Source organism: Streptomyces sp. NPDC059371, from assembly GCF_042751995.1.
Taxonomy (GTDB): Bacteria; Actinomycetota; Actinomycetes; order Streptomycetales; family Streptomycetaceae; genus Streptomyces.
The window spans coordinates 20,068-38,254 of the sequence record NZ_JBHYXD010000080.1; the positions used below are offsets into that span (position 1 = coordinate 20,068).

14 protein-coding genes and 1 pseudogene are annotated in these 18,187 nt (G+C 72.9%); 9 read left to right on the forward strand and 6 right to left on the reverse strand.

The features are described from left to right. Positions 1–28: 28 nt before the first annotated feature. Both ACFXGX_RS32250 and ACFXGX_RS32255 read right to left on the reverse strand, forming a co-directional pair. A complete protein-coding gene (locus ACFXGX_RS32250) occupies positions 29–1,561 on the reverse strand; it encodes an HtaA domain-containing protein (RefSeq protein WP_384798213.1) in 1,533 nt (510 codons plus the stop codon). A 117-nt stretch (positions 1,562–1,678) separates the two neighbouring features. Continuing rightward, entirely contained in the window at positions 1,679–3,088 is a 1,410-nt protein-coding gene (locus ACFXGX_RS32255) for an HtaA domain-containing protein (RefSeq protein WP_384798216.1), read from the reverse strand. A 130-nt stretch (positions 3,089–3,218) separates the two neighbouring features. Between ACFXGX_RS32255 and ACFXGX_RS32260 the strand changes: the two are divergent. The 7 genes and pseudogenes from ACFXGX_RS32260 (at position 3,219) to ACFXGX_RS32290 (ending at position 10,825) form a co-directional block, all read left to right on the forward strand. Then, positions 3,219–4,219, forward strand: a pseudogene (locus ACFXGX_RS32260) (hemin ABC transporter substrate-binding protein). Then, entirely contained in the window at positions 4,216–5,460 is a 1,245-nt protein-coding gene (locus ACFXGX_RS32265) for an iron chelate uptake ABC transporter family permease subunit (protein ID WP_384798219.1), read from the forward strand. Before ACFXGX_RS32260 ends, ACFXGX_RS32265 begins: the two are co-directional and overlap by 4 nt. Then, positions 5,457–6,332 (forward strand): heme ABC transporter ATP-binding protein, encoded by an 876-nt coding sequence (locus ACFXGX_RS32270; protein WP_384798222.1) that lies wholly within the window; start codon positions 5,457–5,459, stop codon positions 6,330–6,332. Before ACFXGX_RS32265 ends, ACFXGX_RS32270 begins: the two co-directional genes overlap by 4 nt. Positions 6,333–6,510: 178 nt before the next feature. Further along, positions 6,511–7,647, forward strand: coding sequence for an iron uptake system protein EfeO (gene efeO / locus ACFXGX_RS32275; RefSeq protein ID WP_384798225.1), 1,137 nt, complete (start codon positions 6,511–6,513; stop codon positions 7,645–7,647). A 10-nt stretch (positions 7,648–7,657) separates the two neighbouring features. Further along, on the forward strand, positions 7,658–8,968 hold the full coding sequence (gene efeB, locus ACFXGX_RS32280) for an iron uptake transporter deferrochelatase/peroxidase subunit (RefSeq protein ID WP_384798229.1): 1,311 nt from the start codon (positions 7,658–7,660) through the stop codon (positions 8,966–8,968). Positions 8,969–8,970: 2 nt separating this feature from the next. Next, positions 8,971–9,846, forward strand: coding sequence for an iron uptake transporter permease EfeU (gene efeU, locus ACFXGX_RS32285; RefSeq protein WP_384798232.1), 876 nt, complete (start codon positions 8,971–8,973; stop codon positions 9,844–9,846). Next, on the forward strand, positions 9,803–10,825 hold the full coding sequence (locus ACFXGX_RS32290; RefSeq protein ID WP_384798235.1) for a hypothetical protein: 1,023 nt from the start codon (positions 9,803–9,805) through the stop codon (positions 10,823–10,825). The genes efeU and ACFXGX_RS32290 overlap by 44 nt, the downstream gene beginning before the upstream one ends. A gap of 50 nt (positions 10,826–10,875) precedes the next feature. Here ACFXGX_RS32290 and ACFXGX_RS32295 read toward each other — a convergent pair whose 3' ends face one another. Next, on the reverse strand, positions 10,876–11,610 hold the full coding sequence (locus tag ACFXGX_RS32295; protein ID WP_384798238.1) for a bifunctional DNA primase/polymerase: 735 nt from the start codon (positions 11,608–11,610) through the stop codon (positions 10,876–10,878). 417 nt (positions 11,611–12,027) lie between these two features. Here ACFXGX_RS32295 and ddaH point away from each other — a divergent pair, with 417 nt between their 5' ends. Continuing rightward, the gene (ddaH, locus tag ACFXGX_RS32300) at positions 12,028–12,867 is read left to right on the forward strand and encodes a dimethylargininase (protein WP_384798240.1); all 840 of its coding nucleotides are present in this window, start codon (positions 12,028–12,030) and stop codon (positions 12,865–12,867) included. A gap of 78 nt (positions 12,868–12,945) precedes the next feature. On the opposite strand, the gene ACFXGX_RS32305 is transcribed toward ddaH, so the two are convergent. The 3 genes from ACFXGX_RS32305 to ACFXGX_RS32315 all read right to left on the reverse strand — a co-directional run bounded on the left by ACFXGX_RS32305 (position 12,946) and on the right by ACFXGX_RS32315 (position 16,658). Beyond that, complete coding sequence (locus ACFXGX_RS32305) at positions 12,946–13,941, reverse strand: small ribosomal subunit Rsm22 family protein (RefSeq protein WP_384798242.1); 996 nt, start codon at positions 13,939–13,941, stop codon at positions 12,946–12,948. Between the two features lie 87 nt (positions 13,942–14,028). After that, the gene (locus ACFXGX_RS32310) at positions 14,029–15,210 is read right to left on the reverse strand and encodes a serine hydrolase domain-containing protein (protein WP_384798244.1); all 1,182 of its coding nucleotides are present in this window, start codon (positions 15,208–15,210) and stop codon (positions 14,029–14,031) included. Further along, complete coding sequence (locus ACFXGX_RS32315; protein ID WP_384798246.1) at positions 15,156–16,658, reverse strand: multidrug effflux MFS transporter; 1,503 nt, start codon at positions 16,656–16,658, stop codon at positions 15,156–15,158. The genes ACFXGX_RS32310 and ACFXGX_RS32315 overlap by 55 nt, the downstream gene beginning before the upstream one ends. Positions 16,659–16,738: 80 nt before the next feature. Between ACFXGX_RS32315 and ACFXGX_RS32320 the strand changes: the two genes are divergently transcribed. Continuing rightward, positions 16,739–17,749, forward strand: a complete 1,011-nt coding sequence (locus ACFXGX_RS32320) for a Gfo/Idh/MocA family protein (protein WP_384798250.1) — start codon at positions 16,739–16,741, stop codon at positions 17,747–17,749. Positions 17,750–18,187 lie beyond the last annotated feature (438 nt).

An 18,187-nucleotide genomic window follows, 5' to 3' on the forward strand; every position in this document is an offset into this window, starting at 1 on the left:
CAGGAGACGTCCGGTCCGCTTTGGCGGATCAGGCGGTCCGCCGCCTGCGCATCGCGACCACCACACCGGCACCCGCGGCGACGGTCACCGCGGCCGCGGCTCCGAGCGCGCCGGCCGGAAGCTCCGACCCGGTGGAGGCCAGCGCACCGCTGACACCGCCCGTCGTGGACCCGGTCGTCCCCGCGCCGCCCGTGGTGCCCGACGACGTACCGGAGCCACCCGAGCCCGAGCCCGACCCGGAACCGGAGTCCGAGCCGTCGTCCCCGTCGGGGAGCTGGGCGTCGTCGCTCAGCGCCACCGAGAGGCCGACCGGGTCGAGTTCGGCGCCCTCGGCGTAGAAGCCGCCGAACGCCTCGGCGCCGGCCTTGGTGAGCTTGGCGGTCACCCCGTCCAGAGTGATCACGTCGTCCGTCGCCGTCAGTTCGGCGGTGTTCGCGCTCAGGTCGGCGAGGACGACGTCGTCGGAGGTCTTGCCGAGGCTGTCGACGTCGGCGGTCAGCTTCCCGGAGCCGCCGTCGAGCTCCACACCGAGGTCGCTGAGGGTGAGGTCGAGGCCGTAACTGCCGTTCGCCTCGTGGCCCTTGAAGTTGACCGCGCCCTCGAAGGAGGCCGAGAGGGTGTCGGCGTCGGTGTCATAGGTGCCGGTGGCGTCCGGGAAGGTGAAGGCGCCGTTGCCGGCGGCCTGCGTCGCCCCGCCGGACGCGGTGATCTTCCCCTGGGCGGCACCGTCCACGACGTACGTACGGAAGGACTGCTTCACGCCCCAGCCGAGGGTGCCGTCCGCTATCTCGCCCTGCGTGGCGGCGCCGGTCTCGGAGGCCGAGGCGCTCGGGCTCGCGCTCCCCGAAACCGGGTCGGAGGGCGACGCGGACGGCGAGGCGGATTCCGAGGGTGAGCCGGAGGCGGACGTGGACGAAGTCGGCTCCGGGGACGGGGAACCCGTCGCGGTCGACGTCGACGTCGGGGTCGCGGTCGGAGTCGCGGTCGGCGACGGCGTCTGGGTCGCGGCCGGCTTCTGCGTCACGGTGAGGGGGTCGCCCGCGGCGCCCTCGTAGCCCGCGCTGCCGAGGACGGTCGCCGCCTCCTTCGTCAGCTTGGTCTCCATGTCCGTCATCGTGCGGGTCACGGTGACGTCGGCGAGCGGGACGTCGTTCTGCGTCGTGCCGCCGCTCGTCACATCGGCGGTGATCTCGGCCGCCGCGCTGTCGAATCTCACGTCCGACAGGGTGAGTTCGAAGCCGTGCAGCGTGGAGGCGATCTTCAGACTGCCCGCGAAGCCGAGCCGTACGGCGTGGGTGCCGGAGTCGTACGTCCCGCTGCCGTCCGCGAAGGTGAACGCGCCGTTGCCGGCCGCCTGCGTCGCCCCTCCGGCCGGGGTGAAGGAACCGGCCGCCATTCCGGTGACGTACGAGCGGTAGGACTGCTTGATGCCCCAGGTCAACTCGTAGTCCTTGAGCGGTGCTTCGGCGGCCCAGGCACTGGTCACGGCGAGGGCGCCGGCCCCCAGGGCGACCGCGACGGCGGCGGCGAGTGCGAGAGGGCGGCGGCGAAGTGCGGCCATGGTCGTGGGTCTCCTCGGGGGTTCGGGGTAGGTCGGGTTGAGGGGTTCGGGGGCAGGTCGGGTGAGGGGTTCGGGGGTAAGTCGGTTCTGGGAGTGAAGGGTTGAGGTTCGCCGTGGTCAGCCGGTGCGGGTACGGCGCCTGCGGACGAACCCGAAGGCGGCCGCGGCCGCGAGCAGTGCCCCGACGGCGAGGCCGATCGGCAGGAGGGAACGGCGGACGGGGCCGCCGCTCGCGGTGTTCTCGGTGCGGGGCGCGGTGGCGGCCTTCGCGCCGGGCGTGGGCGACGCGCTCGGCGCGGGCGAGGGGGACGCGGACTCGCCGAGGTCGGGCAGGGCCGGGAGCCGCGCGTCGTCCGTCAGGGCGATGGAGAGGGTCACGGGGTCCATCCGCGTGCCGGCTCGATACATCCCGCCGAACGCCTTGGCACCGCGCGCGGTCAACTCGCTGGGAGCTTCCGTAAGTTGAAGCAGTCCGTCCTTGGGTGTCAGGCCCTTGGCCGCGAAGGTCACGAGCGGGACCCTCTTCCCGGTGAGGTCCGCACTCGTCACGTCGGCGTAGAGCGTTCCCCTGCCGTCGCCGACGGTGACCCGCAGTCCGCCGAGCCGGAGGTCGAGCCCGTGGCGGCCGGTGAAGCGCAGGGTTCCGTCGAAGCCGGCCTTCAGGACGTGCTTCTTCCTGTCGTACGTGCCCTCACCCTCGGGGAAGCGGAAGAGCGCGCCGCCGTCCCGGGCGCCGGAGGCCGGCGTCCACCTGCCGTCGGCGACGGGTCCGGTGACGTACTCGCGGAAGGTGCGGCGCACACCCCAGTCGACGGCTCCGTCCTCGATCGCGCCCGCCGCCTTCCCGGCCTTCTTCGCCGGGGGCGTGGAGGGCGCGGCGGTGGGTGTGGCCGACGGCCGGGCCGGGGCCGGCACGTCCGCCTCCAGGCTCACCGGGTCGAGAGCCGTGCCCGCCGTGTAGTAGCCGGCGAAGGACCGGGCGCCCTGTGAAGTGAGCGTGGCCGGGAGGTTGTCGAGCTGAACCGCCGTGCCGCCGCCCTTCATGTCGATGCCGCCGAGGGAGAGGGTGGCGAAGGGCACCGCTGTGGACGTCGTGACCGTCCCGGTGCCCTTCGCCTTGCTGGTGATGTCGACGTAGAGGGTGCCGCCACCACCGGTGATGCGGACGGTGGGGCGGCTGATCGTGAGGTCGAGTTCGTAGCCGCCGCCGCTCTTGCGGTGTCCGACGAAACGGACTCCGCCGGAGTAGGCGGCGGTGAAGGCGCCCGTGCCGCCGTCGTAGGAACCGGTGGCGGAGTGGAAGCGGAACCGGCTCGCGCCGACGGTGGCCGCGCCCCCGGTGAGGGAGTAACTCCCCTTCGCGATGGGCCCGGTGACATAGCTCTGGAAGGACGACTTGACGCCCCAGTCGAGCCGGCCGCCCCGCACCGTGCGGCTCGTCGCGTGTGCGGCCGTGGCGGTGAGCAGGGCCCCCAGCACGGCCACGCAGACCACGGCGGCCCCCAGGGCCCTCGAACGCGCGGTCATGGGTGTCCTCCGGATTCCGGGGTCCGGAGAACCCCTGGCGACTTAGGTAAGGCTAACCTAAACTATCGACCGGACGTGCTGGAAGAGGACCGAGAGGAACAACGGGACAGTGCAACGCTTGCGCACACGAATGGCGGGGGCGCTGCTGTCGGCGCTCGCCCTCACCCTCGCCCTGACCGGATGCGGGGGCTCCGACGGCTCCGCTCCGGCGGCGGCGACCGGAGCGGCCGCGACGAACGGATCGGACGGCGCCGATCGCGTCGAACCCCTGGCGTCCCCCGGAACGCCCCGACTCCCCGTCACGATCCGGTCGTTCCGCGGAAAGAGGACCACGGTCGAGAAGGCCGACCGGATCGTTCCGCTGTCCGGCAGCCTCAGCGAGATCGTCTTCACGCTCGGGCTCGGCGACCGGGTCGTGGCCCGCGACATCACGGCGACCTTCGAACAGGCGAGGAAACTGCCCCTCGTCACCCGCAATCACGACGTCTCCGCCGAGGGCGTGCTCTCCCTCCACCCCGACCTCGTCCTCGCCGAGTCGACGACCGGGCCGGACGAGGCCGTGCGGCAGATCCGTGACGCGGGCGTCCCCGTCCTCGTCGTCGCCCGGCGCACGGCCTCGCCGACGTGGGCACGCGCATCCGGGCGGTGGCCGACGCCCTCGGTGTACCGGCGGCGGGACAACGGCTGGCCGAGCGGTCGCAGGACCGGATCGCCGCCGTGCGCAGAGCGGTTCCGGCCCACGCGGACCACCCGCGCGTCGCCTTCCTCTACCTCCGCGGCTCCGCCTCCGTCTATCTCATCGGCGGCCGCGGCTCGGGCGCGACCTCGCTGCTGGAAGCGGCGGGGGCGGTCGACGCCGGTGCCGAGTCGGGTCTGGACAAGGACTTCACCGCCATCACCACCGAGGCGCTCGTCCGGGCCGCGCCCGACGCGATCCTCGTGATGTCCAAGGGACTCGCGTCCGTCGGCGGAACCGACGGGCTCGTCAGGATCCCCGGGGTGGCGCAGACTCCGGCCGGCGCGAACCGCCGGGTGGTGTCCATCGAGGACGGGGTGCTGCTCAACTACGGGCCGCGCACCGACCAGGTACTGAAGTCGCTGGTACGGCAGTTGTACGGAGAGGCCCGATGACCGCCCTCGACCGCCCGGCACCCGAGGCGCCCGCCGAACCGGACACGGAACCGGCCGCCGGGACCCATGCAGAACCTGCCGCGGGACCGGACACCCGACCCGTCGCCGGGCCGCCCGCCGATCCAGTCACCGGGCCGGTCACCGAGCCGGGCACCGAACCAGTCACCGGACATGTCACCGACGGAACCCTCGCCGCTCCCGTACGCGGACGGGTACGCGGCGCCCCCTGGTTCCTGACCGCCGGACTGCTCGCCGCCCTGCTCGTCCTGGTCCCCGTGGCCGCAGGGCTCGGCGCGTACCCGATCCCGACCGGCGACGTGCTCGCCTCCGTCGCGCACCGCGCCGGTCTCGGGGGCACCGCGCTGGACCGAGTCCCGGAGTCGGTCCTGTGGGACGTGCGCTTCCCCCGGATCGTGCTCGCGCTGCTCATCGGCGGCTCGCTGGGCTGCGCGGGCGCCCTCATGCAGGGCGTGTTCGGCAATCCGCTGGCCGAACCCGGGGTCATCGGCGTCTCGTCGGGCGCGGCGGTCGGCGCCGTCGCCGCCATCGCGCTCGGCCTCGACTTCCTCGGCACCTTCACCGTCCCCGCCGTCGCGTTCGTCACGGGGCTGGCCACCGTCCTGCTCGTCTACGCCATGTCCCGCTCCGGCGGACGCACCGAGGTCGTCACACTGATCCTCACCGGGATCGCGCTGAACGCCTTCACCGGCGCCCTGATCGGACTGTTCCTGTTCTTCGCGGACTCCGCCACCATCAGCCAGATCACCTTCTGGCAGCTCGGATCGCTGGCCCAGGCGACCTGGCCGAAGGTCCTCGCGGTCCTGCCCTGCGCCGCGATCGGCCTGACGCTGGCACCGTTGTACGCCCGCCGGCTCGATCTGCTGGCCCTCGGCGAACGGCCGGCCCGGCACCTGGGCGTCGACGTCGAACGGCTGCGGCTCGTCCTCGTGCTGGTCATCGCGCTGCTCACCGCGGCGGCTGTCAGCGTGTCCGGGATCATCGGCTTCGTCGGTCTCGTCGTACCGCATCTGCTGCGCATGGCGGCCGGGCCCGGACACCGCTTCCTGATCCCGGGCAGCGTCCTCGGCGGCGCCGCCGTACTGCTCGCGGCCGACCTCACCGCCCGGACCGTCGCGCAGCCGGCCGAACTCCCCCTGGGCGTCCTCACCGCGCTGCCGGGCAGCCCCTTCTTCCTCTGGCTGCTGCGCAGGACCCGCCGTAAGCAAGGAGGCTGGGCATGAGATCCAGGAACGGCAACGACACCAGGCGCCTGCGGCTCCCGCGCACGGTGCGGCCCGTACCGCCGTCCGCGCCCGCCCCCGGCGACGTCCTCGCCGAGACCGAGGGCCTGCGGGTCCGGCTCGGCGGGCGGGAGGTGCTGCGCGGTGTCGACGTCACCGCCCGCGCGGGCGAGGTGCTCGCGCTGGTCGGGCCCAACGGGGCCGGAAAGTCGACCCTTCTGGCCGCGCTGGCGGCCGATCTGCCCGCGGCGGAAGGGGTCGTACGGGTCCACGGGCGTCCCGTGCGGGACTGGTCCCCCGCCGAACTCGCCCTGCGGCGGGCGGTTCTTCCCCAGTCGGCGACGCTCTCCTTCCCGTTCACCGTGGAGGAGGTCGTCCGGATGGGACGGGCACCCTGGGCCCACACCACGCGGGACGACGACGCGGCGGTCGGCGCGGCCATGGCGGCCACCGAGGTCACCGCCTTCGCGGCACGCCCGTTCGGCGCGCTCAGCGGCGGGGAGCGCGCGCGGGTGGCGCTCGCCCGGGTCCTCGCGCAGCGCGCGCCACTGCTGCTGCTCGACGAGCCGACCGCCGCACTCGACCTGCGGCACCAGGAGTTGGTGCTGCGGGTGTGCCGGGAGAGGGCACGCGCCGGTGACGCGGTGGTCGTGGTGCTGCACGATCTGGGGCTGGCGGCGGCCTACGCGCACCGGGTCGCGATTCTGTGCGCCGGTCGTGTCGCGGCCCACGGCCGGCCGGTGGAGGTCTTCACCGACGGGCTGTTGACGGATGTCTACCGGCAGCCGGTCGAGGTGTTCCCGCACCCCAGGACCGGCGCCGCGCTCATCACGCCGAAACGCGACGAGCCATTCCACTTGACCTTCCCTTGACGTTTCCATGGGGTCTGATTTGAGTCACCGTGATCAAGCCGTTCCTGTACGGCTTCTGTGAGAGGTGAATCACCGCACGGGTGGGTATCAGTCAGGCAAGCCTCAGATAAGTTAGGCCAGCCTCACCATGCCGAACGGGCCCCGCCGTGCGGCTTGTCCGACTTCTCTTGGAGCCTGCATGCGAGCCGTTCGACTGTCCGTTGTCACCGCTGCCGCCACCGCGGCCGCTCTGGCCGCCGTCACGGGTTGCACCCAGAAGAGCGACGCGAAGAACGGCGACGCGATCCAGGTGACCGCCGCGGACTCGAAGTGCGAGACCTCCGCCAAGACCGTGCCGGCCGGCCGGGTCACCCTGAAGATCGAGAACAAGGGGTCCCAGGCCACCGAGGTCGAGATCGTCTTCCCCGACGACCGGATCGTCTCGGAGAAGGAGAACATCGGCCCCGGCACCAAGTACACGCTCACCGCCGAGGTGAAGGCCGGTTCGTACGAGATCGCCTGCCGCCCGGGGATGAAGGGTCACGGCGTCCGCCAGAAGCTCGCCGTGACCGGCGGCAAGGTCGCCAAGCGCGACCCGCGCCTGGACAAGGCGGTCGCCTCCTACCGCGAGTGGGCCCAGTCGGAGGCCGACACCACGATCCCGAAGGTGAAGACGTTCACCGACGCGATCAAGGCCGGCGACCTCGAGGCCGCCAAGAAGGCCTACGCCCCCTCGCGCGTCGGCTGGGAGAGCACCGAGCCGATCGCCGAGTCCTTCGGCGACATCGACCCCAAGACCGACACCCGCGCCGACGGCCTGGAGAAGGGCCAGAAGTGGACCGGCTGGCACGCGCTGGAGAAGGCCCTGTGGGAGGACAAGAAGATCGGTGACGAGCAGAAGGCCCTCGCCGACCAGCTCGTCACGGACCTGACCGACTGGCAGAAGCGCGTCGGCAAGGCCGAGATCACCCCGACCTCCATGGCCAACGGCGCCAAGGAGCTGCTCGACGAGGTCGCCACCGGCAAGGTCACCGGCGAGGAGGACCGCTACTCGCACACCGACCTCAGCGACTTCAAGGGCAACGTCGACGGCGCGCAGAAGGCGTACGAGCTGCTCAAGCCGGTCGCCTCGGAGAACGACGCGGCGCTGACGGCGGAGCTCGACAAGCAGTTCGCCGCGCTGAACAAGCTGCTCGACACGTTCCGGACGGACAAGACCTCGGACGGCTTCGTGTCGTACGACACCGTCGGCAAGGCCGACCGCAAGGAGCTCTCGGACGCGGTCAACGCGCTCGCCGAGCCCCTGTCCAAGCTCGCCGCCGCCGTCGTGAAGTAGGAGCAGCACCATGACGGACACCCAGGACAGCAAGAACGGCACGGACGGCACCGACGCGGTCGAGCCCGCGCCCGCCGGTTCCGCGCCGACCCGGCGTTCCCTGATCGGCTGGGGTGGTGCCGGGCTCGCGCTCGGCGCCGCCGCGGCCGGCGGTGCCGTCGCGATGACCCGCGTCGGCAACGACGTGGACCCGGCCGGCGCCGACACCGGCGCCGCCGTCCCCTTCCACGGCGCGCACCAGGCCGGCATCGCGACCGCGGTGCAGGACCGGCTGCACTTCGCCGCGTTCGACGTGAAGACCGACGACCGCGCCGAGTTCGTCCAGCTCCTCAAGGAGTGGACGCGGGCGGCCGCCCGGATGACCGCCGGACACACGGTCGGCGAGGGCGCGTACGGCGGTCTGGCGGAGGCCCCGCCGGACGACACCGGCGAGGCCCTGGGGCTCAAGCCCTCCCGGCTGACGCTGACCATCGGCTTCGGCCCGTCACTGTTCGAGAAGTTCGATCTGGCGGACCGGCGGCCGGAGGCGCTCGTCGATCTGCCCGCGTTCCCGGGCGACAACCTGGACAAGGCCCGCAGCGACGGCGACCTGTGCGTCCAGGCCTGTGCGGACGACCCGCAGGTGGCGGTGCACGCCATCCGCAACCTCGCCCGTATCGGCTTCGGCAAGGTCGCCATCCGCTGGTCGCAGCTCGGCTTCGGCAAGACGTCCTCGACGACCCCGGACGCGCAGACCCCGCGCAACCTGATGGGCTTCAAGGACGGCACCCGCAACATCGCGGGCACCGAGACCGCGCGGCTGGACAAGTTCGTGTGGTCCGACGAGAAGGACAACGACGCGAACGCGGCCTGGATGACCGGCGGTTCCTATCTCGTCGCCCGGCGCATCCGGATGAACATCGAGACCTGGGACCGTACGCCGCTCCAGGAGCAGGAGGACATCTTCGGCCGCGACAAGGGCGAGGGCGCCCCGGTCGGCAAGGCCAAGGAGCACGACAAGCCGTTCCTGAAGGCGATGAAGCCCGACGCGCACGTCCGCCTCGCGCACCCCGAGTCCAACGACGGGATCACCATCCTGCGCCGGGGCTACTCCTTCACCGACGGCACGGACGGTCTCGGCCGCCTCGAAGCGGGCCTGTTCTTCCTGGCCTACATGCGTGACGTGCGCCGGGGGTTCATCCCGCTGCAGCGCAGGCTGTCGGCCTCCGACGCGCTCAACGAATACATCCAGCACGTGAGTTCGGCGGTCTTCGCCGTTCCGCCCGGCGTCCGGGACAAGGACGACTGGTGGGGCCGGGCGCTGTTCTCCAAGGAGGCGTAGCCGTGTTCAGCAACTACTTGATCGGTCTGCGCGAGGGCCTGGAGGCCAGCCTCGTCGTCTGCATCCTCATCGCCTACCTGGTGAAGACGGAACGCAGGGACGCCCTGAAGCCGATCTGGGCGGGCATCGCGGTCGCGATCACCGTGGCGCTCGGTTTCGGCTGCGCCCTCGAATTCGGCTCCCAGGAGATGACGTTCCAGGCCCAGGAGGCGCTCGGCGGTTCGCTGTCGATCCTCGCCGTGTGCCTGGTGACGTGGATGGTCTTCTGGATGCGGCGCACCGCCCGGCATCTGAAGTCCGAGCTGCACGGCAAGCTGGACGCGGCGCTCGCCATGGGCACGGGCGCGCTGGTGGCGACCGCGTTCCTGGCGGTCGGCCGGGAGGGCCTGGAGACGGCCCTGTTCGTGTGGGCGTCGGTGCACGCGGCCAGTGACGGCACGCCCCGCCCGCTGGTCGGCGTGGCGCTGGGCCTGGCCACCGCCGTCCTGCTCGGCTGGCTGTTCTACCGCGGCGCCCTGAGGATCAACCTCGCCAAGTTCTTCACCTGGACCGGCGGCATGCTGGTCGTCGTCGCCGCGGGCGTGCTCGCGTACGGCGTCCACGACCTCCAGGAGGCCGACTTCGTCCCGGGTCTGACGAACCTGGCCTTCGACATCAGCGGCACGATCGACCCGACGAGCTGGTACGGCACCCTGCTGAAGGGCGTCTTCAACTTCCAGCCCGACCCGACGGTCCTTCAGGTCACGGTGTGGGCGCTGTACTTGGTGCCGACGCTCACGATCTTCTTCGCCCCGGTAGGGTTCGCCTCCGGGAAGAAGAAGGTGAAGGCACCTGATGAGCAGGGATCGCGCGGGTCGCAGCCCTCGAAGGCCTCGTAGCCCAGGCCGTCTCGACCGTCTCGCCCTGGCGGCGACGACGGTGACCGCGCTGCTGGGGGCGGCGAGCGGCTGCGTGGTGGTGCACGGCGAGCGAGAGGTCGTCCCGGCCACGACCCGCGCCGAAGCCGCCCGCGCGCTGCGGGAGTTCACCGCCGCCTACAACAAGGCGGACGCGACGTACGACCGTTCGAAGGACGCGGACCGGGTGACCGGTCCGCTCGCGGACATCGACGGCGCCAAGCTGAAGGCCGGGCATCTCACCAGACCGGGCGGCAATCCCACGCATTCGGCGCTGAAGTTCGACGACGCCGAGTTCTCGATCCCCGCCAAGGCGGGCTGGCCCCGCTGGTTCGTGGCGAACACGACCGCCAACAAGGGCGTGCCGGGCAGTCGCTGGCTCCTCGTCTTCACCCGGGACGACGCCCGTGAGCAGTGGCAGGCCTCGTATCTGACGGTCCTCGGGGCCGGTGACGTACCGAAGTTCGCGACGGACGACAGCGGCTGGGCGCAGGCCGTCGCCGCCGACGACCCGGCGCTCGCGGTCGCGCCGCGAAAGCTCGGCAGGTCGTACGCGGCCTATCTGAAGGACGGCGGCGACGCCTTCGCCGCGGGCGTCCACACCTCGCAGTGGCGGTCCCAGCGCGAGAGGTTCGCGAGCCGGCCCGGCCTCGCCCGGCAGTACATCGATGAGCCGCTGGCCTCGGGCGACTACGCGCCGGTGGGGCTGCGCACCGCGGACGGCGGGGCGCTCGTGTTCTTCGCCACGCACCGCTTCGAGAAGGAGACCGCCGCGGCGGGCACCGAGATCCCCTCGCCCACCGCGGACGTGCAGGCCCTGACGACCGGTGAGGTCAACCGGTCCCTGACCCTGGAGTTCGTCTCCAACCAGGTCGTCCTGGACCCGCCGAAGGGCGCGGGCCGGGGGCAGGTGTCCGTCCTCGGACGGGTCGAAGGCCTGACGGGCGCCAAGGGCGAGTAGCCCGGCCCGCGCGCCGGACGGCTCTCCGGAACGGCTCGACGGGCGGGTGCTCAGCCCCGGTGGGGCCAGGCGGCGAGCTGGTCCGCGCCGTTCTCCCCGGCGTAACGGGCGCATTCGTCCGTCAGGGTCTCCAGGAGCGTGAGCGGGTCCGGCAGCGGATGCTCGGGGCCGCGCACCCAGTCGACACTCAGACCGCCGGGGAGCTGGGCCGGCGGCACGAGGACGTACGAGCCGCGGCAGTGCCAGCGGAAGCCGGGGTGTTCGTCCATCGTCTCGGGGTGGCAGTCCAGCTCGCAGGGCCACCACTCGTCCTCGTCCTCGGGCGTGCCGCGGGTGAGGGTGAAGAACAGCATGCGGCCGTCGCCGGTCTCCGCTACGGGTCCGACCTCGATGTCGGAGGCGAGCAGACGCACCAGCGCCTCGCGGCCCGCGTCCAGCGGGACGTCCAGGACGTCGTGCACCATGCCGGTCGCGGTGATGAAGTTCGCCTTCGGCTGGTGCCGGGCCCAGCGCTCGATCTGGGCGCGGTCGGTCGTCGACTGGGTCTGCCAGGCGAAGGAGACGGGGTGGCGCGCGGGCGTGGGGCAGCCGACGCGGTCACAGGAACAGCGGTAGCCGGAGGGGTGGGCGGCCTGCGCGAGCGGCAGCCCCGCGGCGGCGGCGGCGAGCAGCAGGGCCTCGCGGCCGTCGGCGGTCGCCTCCGCCTGGGCTTTGGGCCGGCCTCCGCGCAGCCAGTTCGAGAACCTGTCCCACGTGCCGGAGCGGCGGTCGAACTCTGCGCTCATCTATCCCCTCGCCTGCTTCGCCGTAGTGCGACTCGTCCTCGCCCCATCGTCCCACCATCCTGGGCTCCGGGTGGCCGGAGCCGACAACCGGGGTAGGTGGGGCGATGCGTCCACCAGGCCCTTATCAGGTGTTATTGCATGATGAGAAGTGATTTAACGGGCACTCGGCGGGGGTCCGGCCGGTGCGGGGAGTAGTCGGCCACCGCGCCCGTGTAGTCGTACGAGACCGATGCCACTCCGGCGGGGCGGGGCGGTGCCGGTGGACGAGGCGGGGCGGGGCCGGTCGATGGGCGGGGCGGTTCCGGGGCGGTTCCAGGGCGGTTCCGATGGACACCACCCGTACGCCTCCCGCTCCCGGGGCCGGGCGCACCGCACCATGAGGATCAACTGCCCCTGCGGTTGCGTAAGGAGCCTTCCTTGCACCCTCTTCGCCGCGCCACGCCCCGGCGCTACCTCATGTGCCCACCGGTGCACTTCGACGTCACGTACGCGATCAATCCGTGGATGAACCCCGCCAAGCCGGTCGACGTGCCGCTCGCGCTGGCCCAGTGGGAGGACCTGCGGGACCGCTACCGCTCCCTCGGCCACTCGGTCGAGGAACTCGCCCCGCGTCCGGGCCTGCCGGACATGGTCTTCGCGGCGAACGGCGCGACGGTCGTGGACGGCCGGGTGCTGGGCGCGCGGTTCGCGTACCCGCAGCGCGAGGCGGAGGCGGCGGCGCATCTGGAGTGGTTCCGCGCCCGCGGATCCGGGCAGGTCCGCGAACCGGAGCACGTCAACGAGGGAGAGGGCGACTTCGTCGTCACCGGCTCCTGCCTGCTCGCGGGCCGGGGCTTTCGCGCGAGCCCGCTCTCGCACGGGGAGGCACAGGAGTTCTTCGGCCGGCCGGTGATCGGCCTGGACCTCGTCGACCCGCGCTACTACCACCTGGACACGGCGCTCGCCGTCCTCGACGACCGCACCGACGAGATCATGTACTACCCGCCCGCGTTCTCCCCCGGCAGCCGCGAGGTCCTGCGCCGGCTGTTCCCGGACGCGCTGACCGCCACACCGGAGGACGCCGCCGCGCTGGGCCTCAACGCGGTCTCGGACGGTCTGCACGTGCTGCTGCCGCAGGAGGCGGCGGGTCTGTTCGAGCCGCTCCGGGAACGCGGCTTCGTTCCCCTCGGCGTCGACCTCGGCGAGCTCCTCAAGGGCGGCGGAAGCGTGAAGTGCTGCACGCAGGAGCTGCGAGGCCTGCCCGGGAGCCCGGAGTGAGCCGACCCGGGGTGACCGGGGTCGGGGGTGACCCGGCGGCGGGGGGTGACCCGGGGGCGGGGGTGCCCCGGGGATGACCTAGGAGGCGTCCTCGGGCGGCGGCCAGGCGTCGCCCCACTCGGCGTCGCGGGCCGCCTTGTACAGCGGTCCGTGGCGCTTGGTGACCGTCTCCCGGCGCAGCGACTCGTCCGGCTCGCACAGGTCGAGCAGGACCTGGCCCTTGCGGATCTGCGGCTTGCGCACGACACGGGAGGACGCCGGTTCGGGCGGGAAGCGGGTCGCGGCGACGTAGCTGAACTTCTCGTCCTCGTACGGCAGGGAGCCGCCCTTGACCTGGCGGTGCAGGGAGGAACGGGCGACCCGCGCGGAGAAGTGGCACCAGTCCTGGCCGGGGACGATCGGGCAGGCCGTGCTGTGCGGGCAGGGCGCGGCGACATGGAAGCCGGCGCCGATCAGGCGCTCGCGGGCGGCGAGGACACGGGCGTAGCCGTCCGGAGTGCCGGGCTCGATGATCACTACCGCCCGGGCGGCGCTCGCGGCCGCGTCCACGACCGAGGCGCGGTCGTCCTCGGTGAGCTCGCCGAGGACGTACGAGACGGTGACGAGATCAGTGCTCTCGATGGTGAGCGACGCTCCGATACGAGAGCGCTGCCACGCGGCGCCTCGCAGTTCCGGGTTGGCGGCGGCGATCTCCCGGCCGAGCGCGAGGGCCGGCTCGGCCCAGTCGAGCACGGTCACCGGGCGGCCGCCCTCCCAGGTCGCGTTCACCGCCCAGGTCGCCGCGCCCGTGCCGCCGCCGACGTCCACATGGCTCCCCGGCGTCCAGCCGGGCGCCGCGTCCGCGAACGCCTCCAGCGCCGCGCACACCGCCTCGAACGTCGCGGGCATCCGGTACGCGGCGTACGCGGCCACGTCCGAGCGGTCCCGCAGGATCGGCGTGTGGGTCGGGGTGGTCCCCCGGTAGTTCGCGATCAGCCGCTCGACCGCCTGCGCGGCGGCCTTCGGCGGCAGTCCGTCGAGCAGTCCGGCGAGGGCGCTGCGCAGGAGGTCGGCGGGAGGTACGGGGGCGTTCACGGCCCGATTCTCTCAGGTGCCGCGCATCCCCCCGTACCGGCCGGCGGCCTCTCGCAGGCGGCGCCCCCGTACCGGCCGGGCGCCCTCTCAGGTGCCGCGCACCGCCCGTCGCAGCCGGGTCGCCGCCGCCGCGCGGGGCGCGTTGTCCGCCGGGCGGCGCCGGGGGTGGACCGTGTTGGCGAGCAGGACCAGGAACGTGTCCGTCGCCGGGTCCAGGACCAGGGAGGTGCCGGTGAACCCGGTGTGGCCGGCCGCGCCGCGCCCCGCGAGGGTGCCCATGAACCAGGGCTGGTCGAGGGCGAACCCGAGGCCGGGCGGGGTGAGGAGGAGTTCGACGAAGTCGGGACCGAGGATGCGCGCGGGGCCGTACGAGCCGCCCGCGAGCAGGGTGCGGCAGAAGACGGCCAGATCCCGCGCGGTGGAGAACAGGCCGGCGTGCCCGGCCACCCCGCCGAGCGCCCAGGCGTTCTCGTCGTGCACCACGCCCCGCAGCATGCCCCGGTGCGCCTTGGCCCACGGCCGCCGCTGGTCCTCCGTGGCCGCCGCGCCGGGGCAGGGTCCGAAGGCGGTGGCGTTCATGCCCAGCGGGCGGGCGATGCCGTCCCGGACGAGGACGTCGAGCCCTCGGCCGGTGACGCGTTCCAGCACGTACTGCAGGAGGAGCAGGTTGACGTCGGAGTAGCGGTACTCGCCCGGCTTCGACGAGGGGGCCTCGGCCCGCAGCATCGCCAGCCGGGCCGTGTCGTCCGGGCAGTCGTACAGCGGGAGCTCGGGGCGCAGCCCGGAGGTGTGGGTGAGGAGCTGCCGTACGGTGATGCCGTGCTCGCGGACGGCCCGGAACTCCGGCAGGTACGCGCCGACGCGCGCCTCGATGCCCAGCGTGCCGCGCTCCAGTTGCTGCACCGCGGCGACCGCCGTGAACAGCTTGGTGAGGGAGGCCAGGTCGAAGGGGGTGTGCACGGTCATCGGCACCCGCGCGTGCGACGGCAGCTCGACCCCGGTGTCCTTGCCCTCGTCGTGGGCGGAGTAACGCACCGCCCAGCCGGCCGCCTCCTCGACGGCGATGACCGGGCCCCGCCCGGCGACCACCACCACGCCCGCCGCCCACGGGTCGGGCCCGCGGGTGAGGGAACGGACCTCCTGGACGAGCCCGCGCAGTTCACCCGCGTCGAGTCCGGCGCGTTCCGGCGTACCGTTCCGCAGTCTTGGTGCGCTCAGTTCCCCGCCCCTGTTCCGTTCGAAGTGCGTCCCGTCCGCCGGGGACGGCACAGTCCCATGAAGCAGCCGACGGCCACCAAAGCGGCCACCAGTTGGACGACGGCCATCGGGACGGCGGTGTGCTCGCCCGCGATGCCGACGAGCGGTGAGGCGACCGCGCCGACGAGGAAGGAGGAGGTACCGAGCAGCGCGGAGGCCGAACCGGCCGCGTGCCGTACGCGCATGAGGGCGAGGGCCTGGGTGTTGGGCAGGGCGAGGCCCATGGCGGACATCAGCACGAACAGCGCGGCGGCGACCGGGGCGAGCCCGACCCGCCCGAGGACACCGGTGGACATGAGCAGCAGCGCGGTCGCGGCGAGGACGACGAGGGCGAGGCCGGTGGCGAGGACCTTTTCGAGGGCGACCCGGCCGACCAGCAGCTTGCCGTTGATCTGCCCGGCGATCACGAGCCCGACGGAGTTCACGCCGAAGAGCAGGCTGAAGGTCTGCGGGGAGGCGCCGTACAGGTCCTGGATCACGAACGGGGACGCCGAGATGTAGGCGAAGAGGGCCGCGAAGGTGAAGCCGCCCGCGAGCATGTACCCGGTGAAGACGCGGTCGGCGAGCAGCCGGCGCATGGCGTGCAGGGCCTCGCCGACACCACCGCCGTGCCGGTCGGCGGGTTCGAGGGTCTCGGGCAGTTTCGCCCAGACGAGGGCCGACAGCGCGATGCCGACGGCGGTGAGGACCACGAACACGCCCCGCCAGTCGGTGAAGCGCAGGATCTGCCCGCCGATGAGCGGCGCGACGACCGGGGCGACGCCGGAGATCAGCATGAGGGTGGAGAAGAAGCGGGCCATCGCGACGCCGTCGTACAGGTCGCGGACGACCGCACGGGCGATCACTATCCCGGCCGCGCCTGCGAGGCCCTGGACGAGGCGGAAGGCGACGAGGAGGCCGATGCCGGGCGCGAGGGCGCACAGGACGGTGGCGACGACGTAGACGGCGAGGCCGGCGAGCAGCGGGCGCCTGCGGCCCCACCGGTCGCTCATCGGCCCGACGACGAGCTGTCCGAGCGCCATGCCCGCGAGGCACGCGGTGAGCGTGAGCTGCACGGTGGCGGCCGGGGCGTGCAGGGAGCCGGTGACCTCCGGCAGCGAGGGAAGGTACATGTCCATCGCGAGCGGGGGTGTGGCGGTGAGGCCGCCGAGGACGAGGGTGACGAGGAGTCCGGTGCGGCGCGGGCCGCCGGGTCCGCCGGGTCCGGCGTGCGGTCGCGGTACGGCGTCGGCCTTCGTCTCGGCGGCGGGGGCTGACGCCCCGGAGGCCAGGGCTGACGTCTCGCGGGCGAGGGCTGACGTCTCGGGGGCGGGCGGCGGCGCCTCGGACGCGGGCGCCGGTACCCCGGCGGCCGGAGCCGAGGCCTCGGCGACCGCCGGCGCGGTGCCCGCGGTCGCTGCCTCCGGTATATGCCCTCGCGGGTCTTCCTGGTCCCGCACGGTGCGGCCACGCTCGGGCATGTGCCCCCCTCTCCGAAAGATGCGGCCCCTATGCTCTCAGTTCGAACAGCGGGTTCGGAGTCACGGATCAAGGGGCGGGCATGACGGGCGAGCGTGAACGCGTGCGGTGGGGGATTCTGGCGACCGGTGGGATCGCCGCGGCGTTCACGGCGGACCTGGTGGACATGCCGGACGCCGAGGTGGTGGCCGTCGCCTCACGCTCGGACTCCTCGGCGAAGGCGTTCGCGGAGCGGTTCGGGATTCCCCGGGCGTACGGGGACTGGGCGTCGCTCGCCGCGGACGAGGACGTCGACGTCGTGTACGTCGCCACGCCGCACTCGGCGCACCGGGTGGCCGCCGGGATGTGCCTGGAGGCGGGGCGCCATGTGCTGTGCGAGAAGGCGTTCACGCTGAACGCGCGGGAGGCCGAGGAGCTGGTCGCGCTCGCCCGCGGGCACGACCGCTTCCTGATGGAGGCCATGTGGATGTACTGCAATCCGCTGGTCGTGCGGCTGAAGGCGCTGGTCGACGACGGGGTGATCGGTGACGTGCGCACGGTCCAGGCCGACTTCGGTCTGGCCGGGCCGTTCCCGCCCTCGCACCGGCTGCGGGACCCCGCGCAGGGCGGCGGCGCGCTGCTCGATCTCGGCGTCTATCCGGTGTCGTTCGCTCAGTTGCTGCTCGGGGAGCCCTCGGACGTCGTCGCGAGAGCGGTGCTCTCCGAGGAGGGCGTCGATCTCCAGACGGGTGCGCTGCTCTCCTTCGAGAGCGGTGCTCTGGCTTCGGTGCACTGCTCCATCAACGGCGGCACTCCCGTCGCCGCCTCCGTCACCGGCTCCGCGGGCCGCATCGACATCCCGGGCGGCTTCTTCTTCCCGGACCACTTCGTCCTGCACCGCGACGGCCGCGAGCCGGAGACCTTCCGCGCCGACCCGGCCTCCGGCCCCCGCAACAGCCTCAAGCACGAGGCCGCCGAGGTGATGCGCGCCCTGCGCGCCGGTGAGGCCGAGTCCCCCCTCGTCCCCCTCGACGGCACGCTCGCCGTGATGCGGACACTCGACACGATCCGCGAGCGCGTCGGCGTCCGCTATCCCGGCGAGGCGAAGGCGTAGCGCACCGGACGCCACCGCCGGCGGACCGGGCGCGCCGGGCCCCCACGTACGCCGGAGCCCGGCGGTTCACCAAGGAATGGCAAACGCCGCAATCCACACATACGGAAGGCAACTCTCCGGACCATATAAGCCGTTGGTGCGCTTATGCTCGTCATCTCCCCATCAGAGCTTCACAGTTGGAGCACACGGCTTCGGTACGACCACGGTCCACTCCGAGGGGGAGGTGGCAGCCGCTCCGCGGCCCGGGTGGGGGCCGACCTCGCGCAGGACCGCGAGGCGCGCACCGGACCGCGGAGCGGCTGCCCCCGTCGTCAGCCCTGGTCGCCGCCCTCCGCCGCGGCCGGCTTCACGTCCGGCGCCGCGGCCGGCTTCACGCCCTCCGCCTCGGCCGGCTTCACGGTCGGCGCCTCGGCAGGGTCCTGAGCCGGCTCCGCGACC

Coding starts and splice junctions, on each gene's coding strand:
- ACFXGX_RS32265 (WP_384798219.1), top strand. CDS start 4,216: ATGACCGCCCTCGACCGCCCGGCACCCGAGGCGCCCGCCGAACCGGAC.
- ACFXGX_RS32320 (WP_384798250.1), top strand. CDS start 16,739: ATGACGGGCGAGCGTGAACGCGTGCGGTGGGGGATTCTGGCGACCGGT.
- ACFXGX_RS32315 (WP_384798246.1), bottom strand. CDS start 16,658: ATGCCCGAGCGTGGCCGCACCGTGCGGGACCAGGAAGACCCGCGAGGG.
- ACFXGX_RS32255 (WP_384798216.1), bottom strand. CDS start 3,088: ATGACCGCGCGTTCGAGGGCCCTGGGGGCCGCCGTGGTCTGCGTGGCC.
- ACFXGX_RS32270 (WP_384798222.1), top strand. CDS start 5,457: ATGAGATCCAGGAACGGCAACGACACCAGGCGCCTGCGGCTCCCGCGC.
- ACFXGX_RS32250 (WP_384798213.1), bottom strand. CDS start 1,561: ATGGCCGCACTTCGCCGCCGCCCTCTCGCACTCGCCGCCGCCGTCGCG.
- ACFXGX_RS32290 (WP_384798235.1), top strand. CDS start 9,803: ATGAGCAGGGATCGCGCGGGTCGCAGCCCTCGAAGGCCTCGTAGCCCA.
- efeB (WP_384798229.1), top strand. CDS start 7,658: ATGACGGACACCCAGGACAGCAAGAACGGCACGGACGGCACCGACGCG.
- efeO (WP_384798225.1), top strand. CDS start 6,511: ATGCGAGCCGTTCGACTGTCCGTTGTCACCGCTGCCGCCACCGCGGCC.
- ACFXGX_RS32295 (WP_384798238.1), bottom strand. CDS start 11,610: ATGAGCGCAGAGTTCGACCGCCGCTCCGGCACGTGGGACAGGTTCTCG.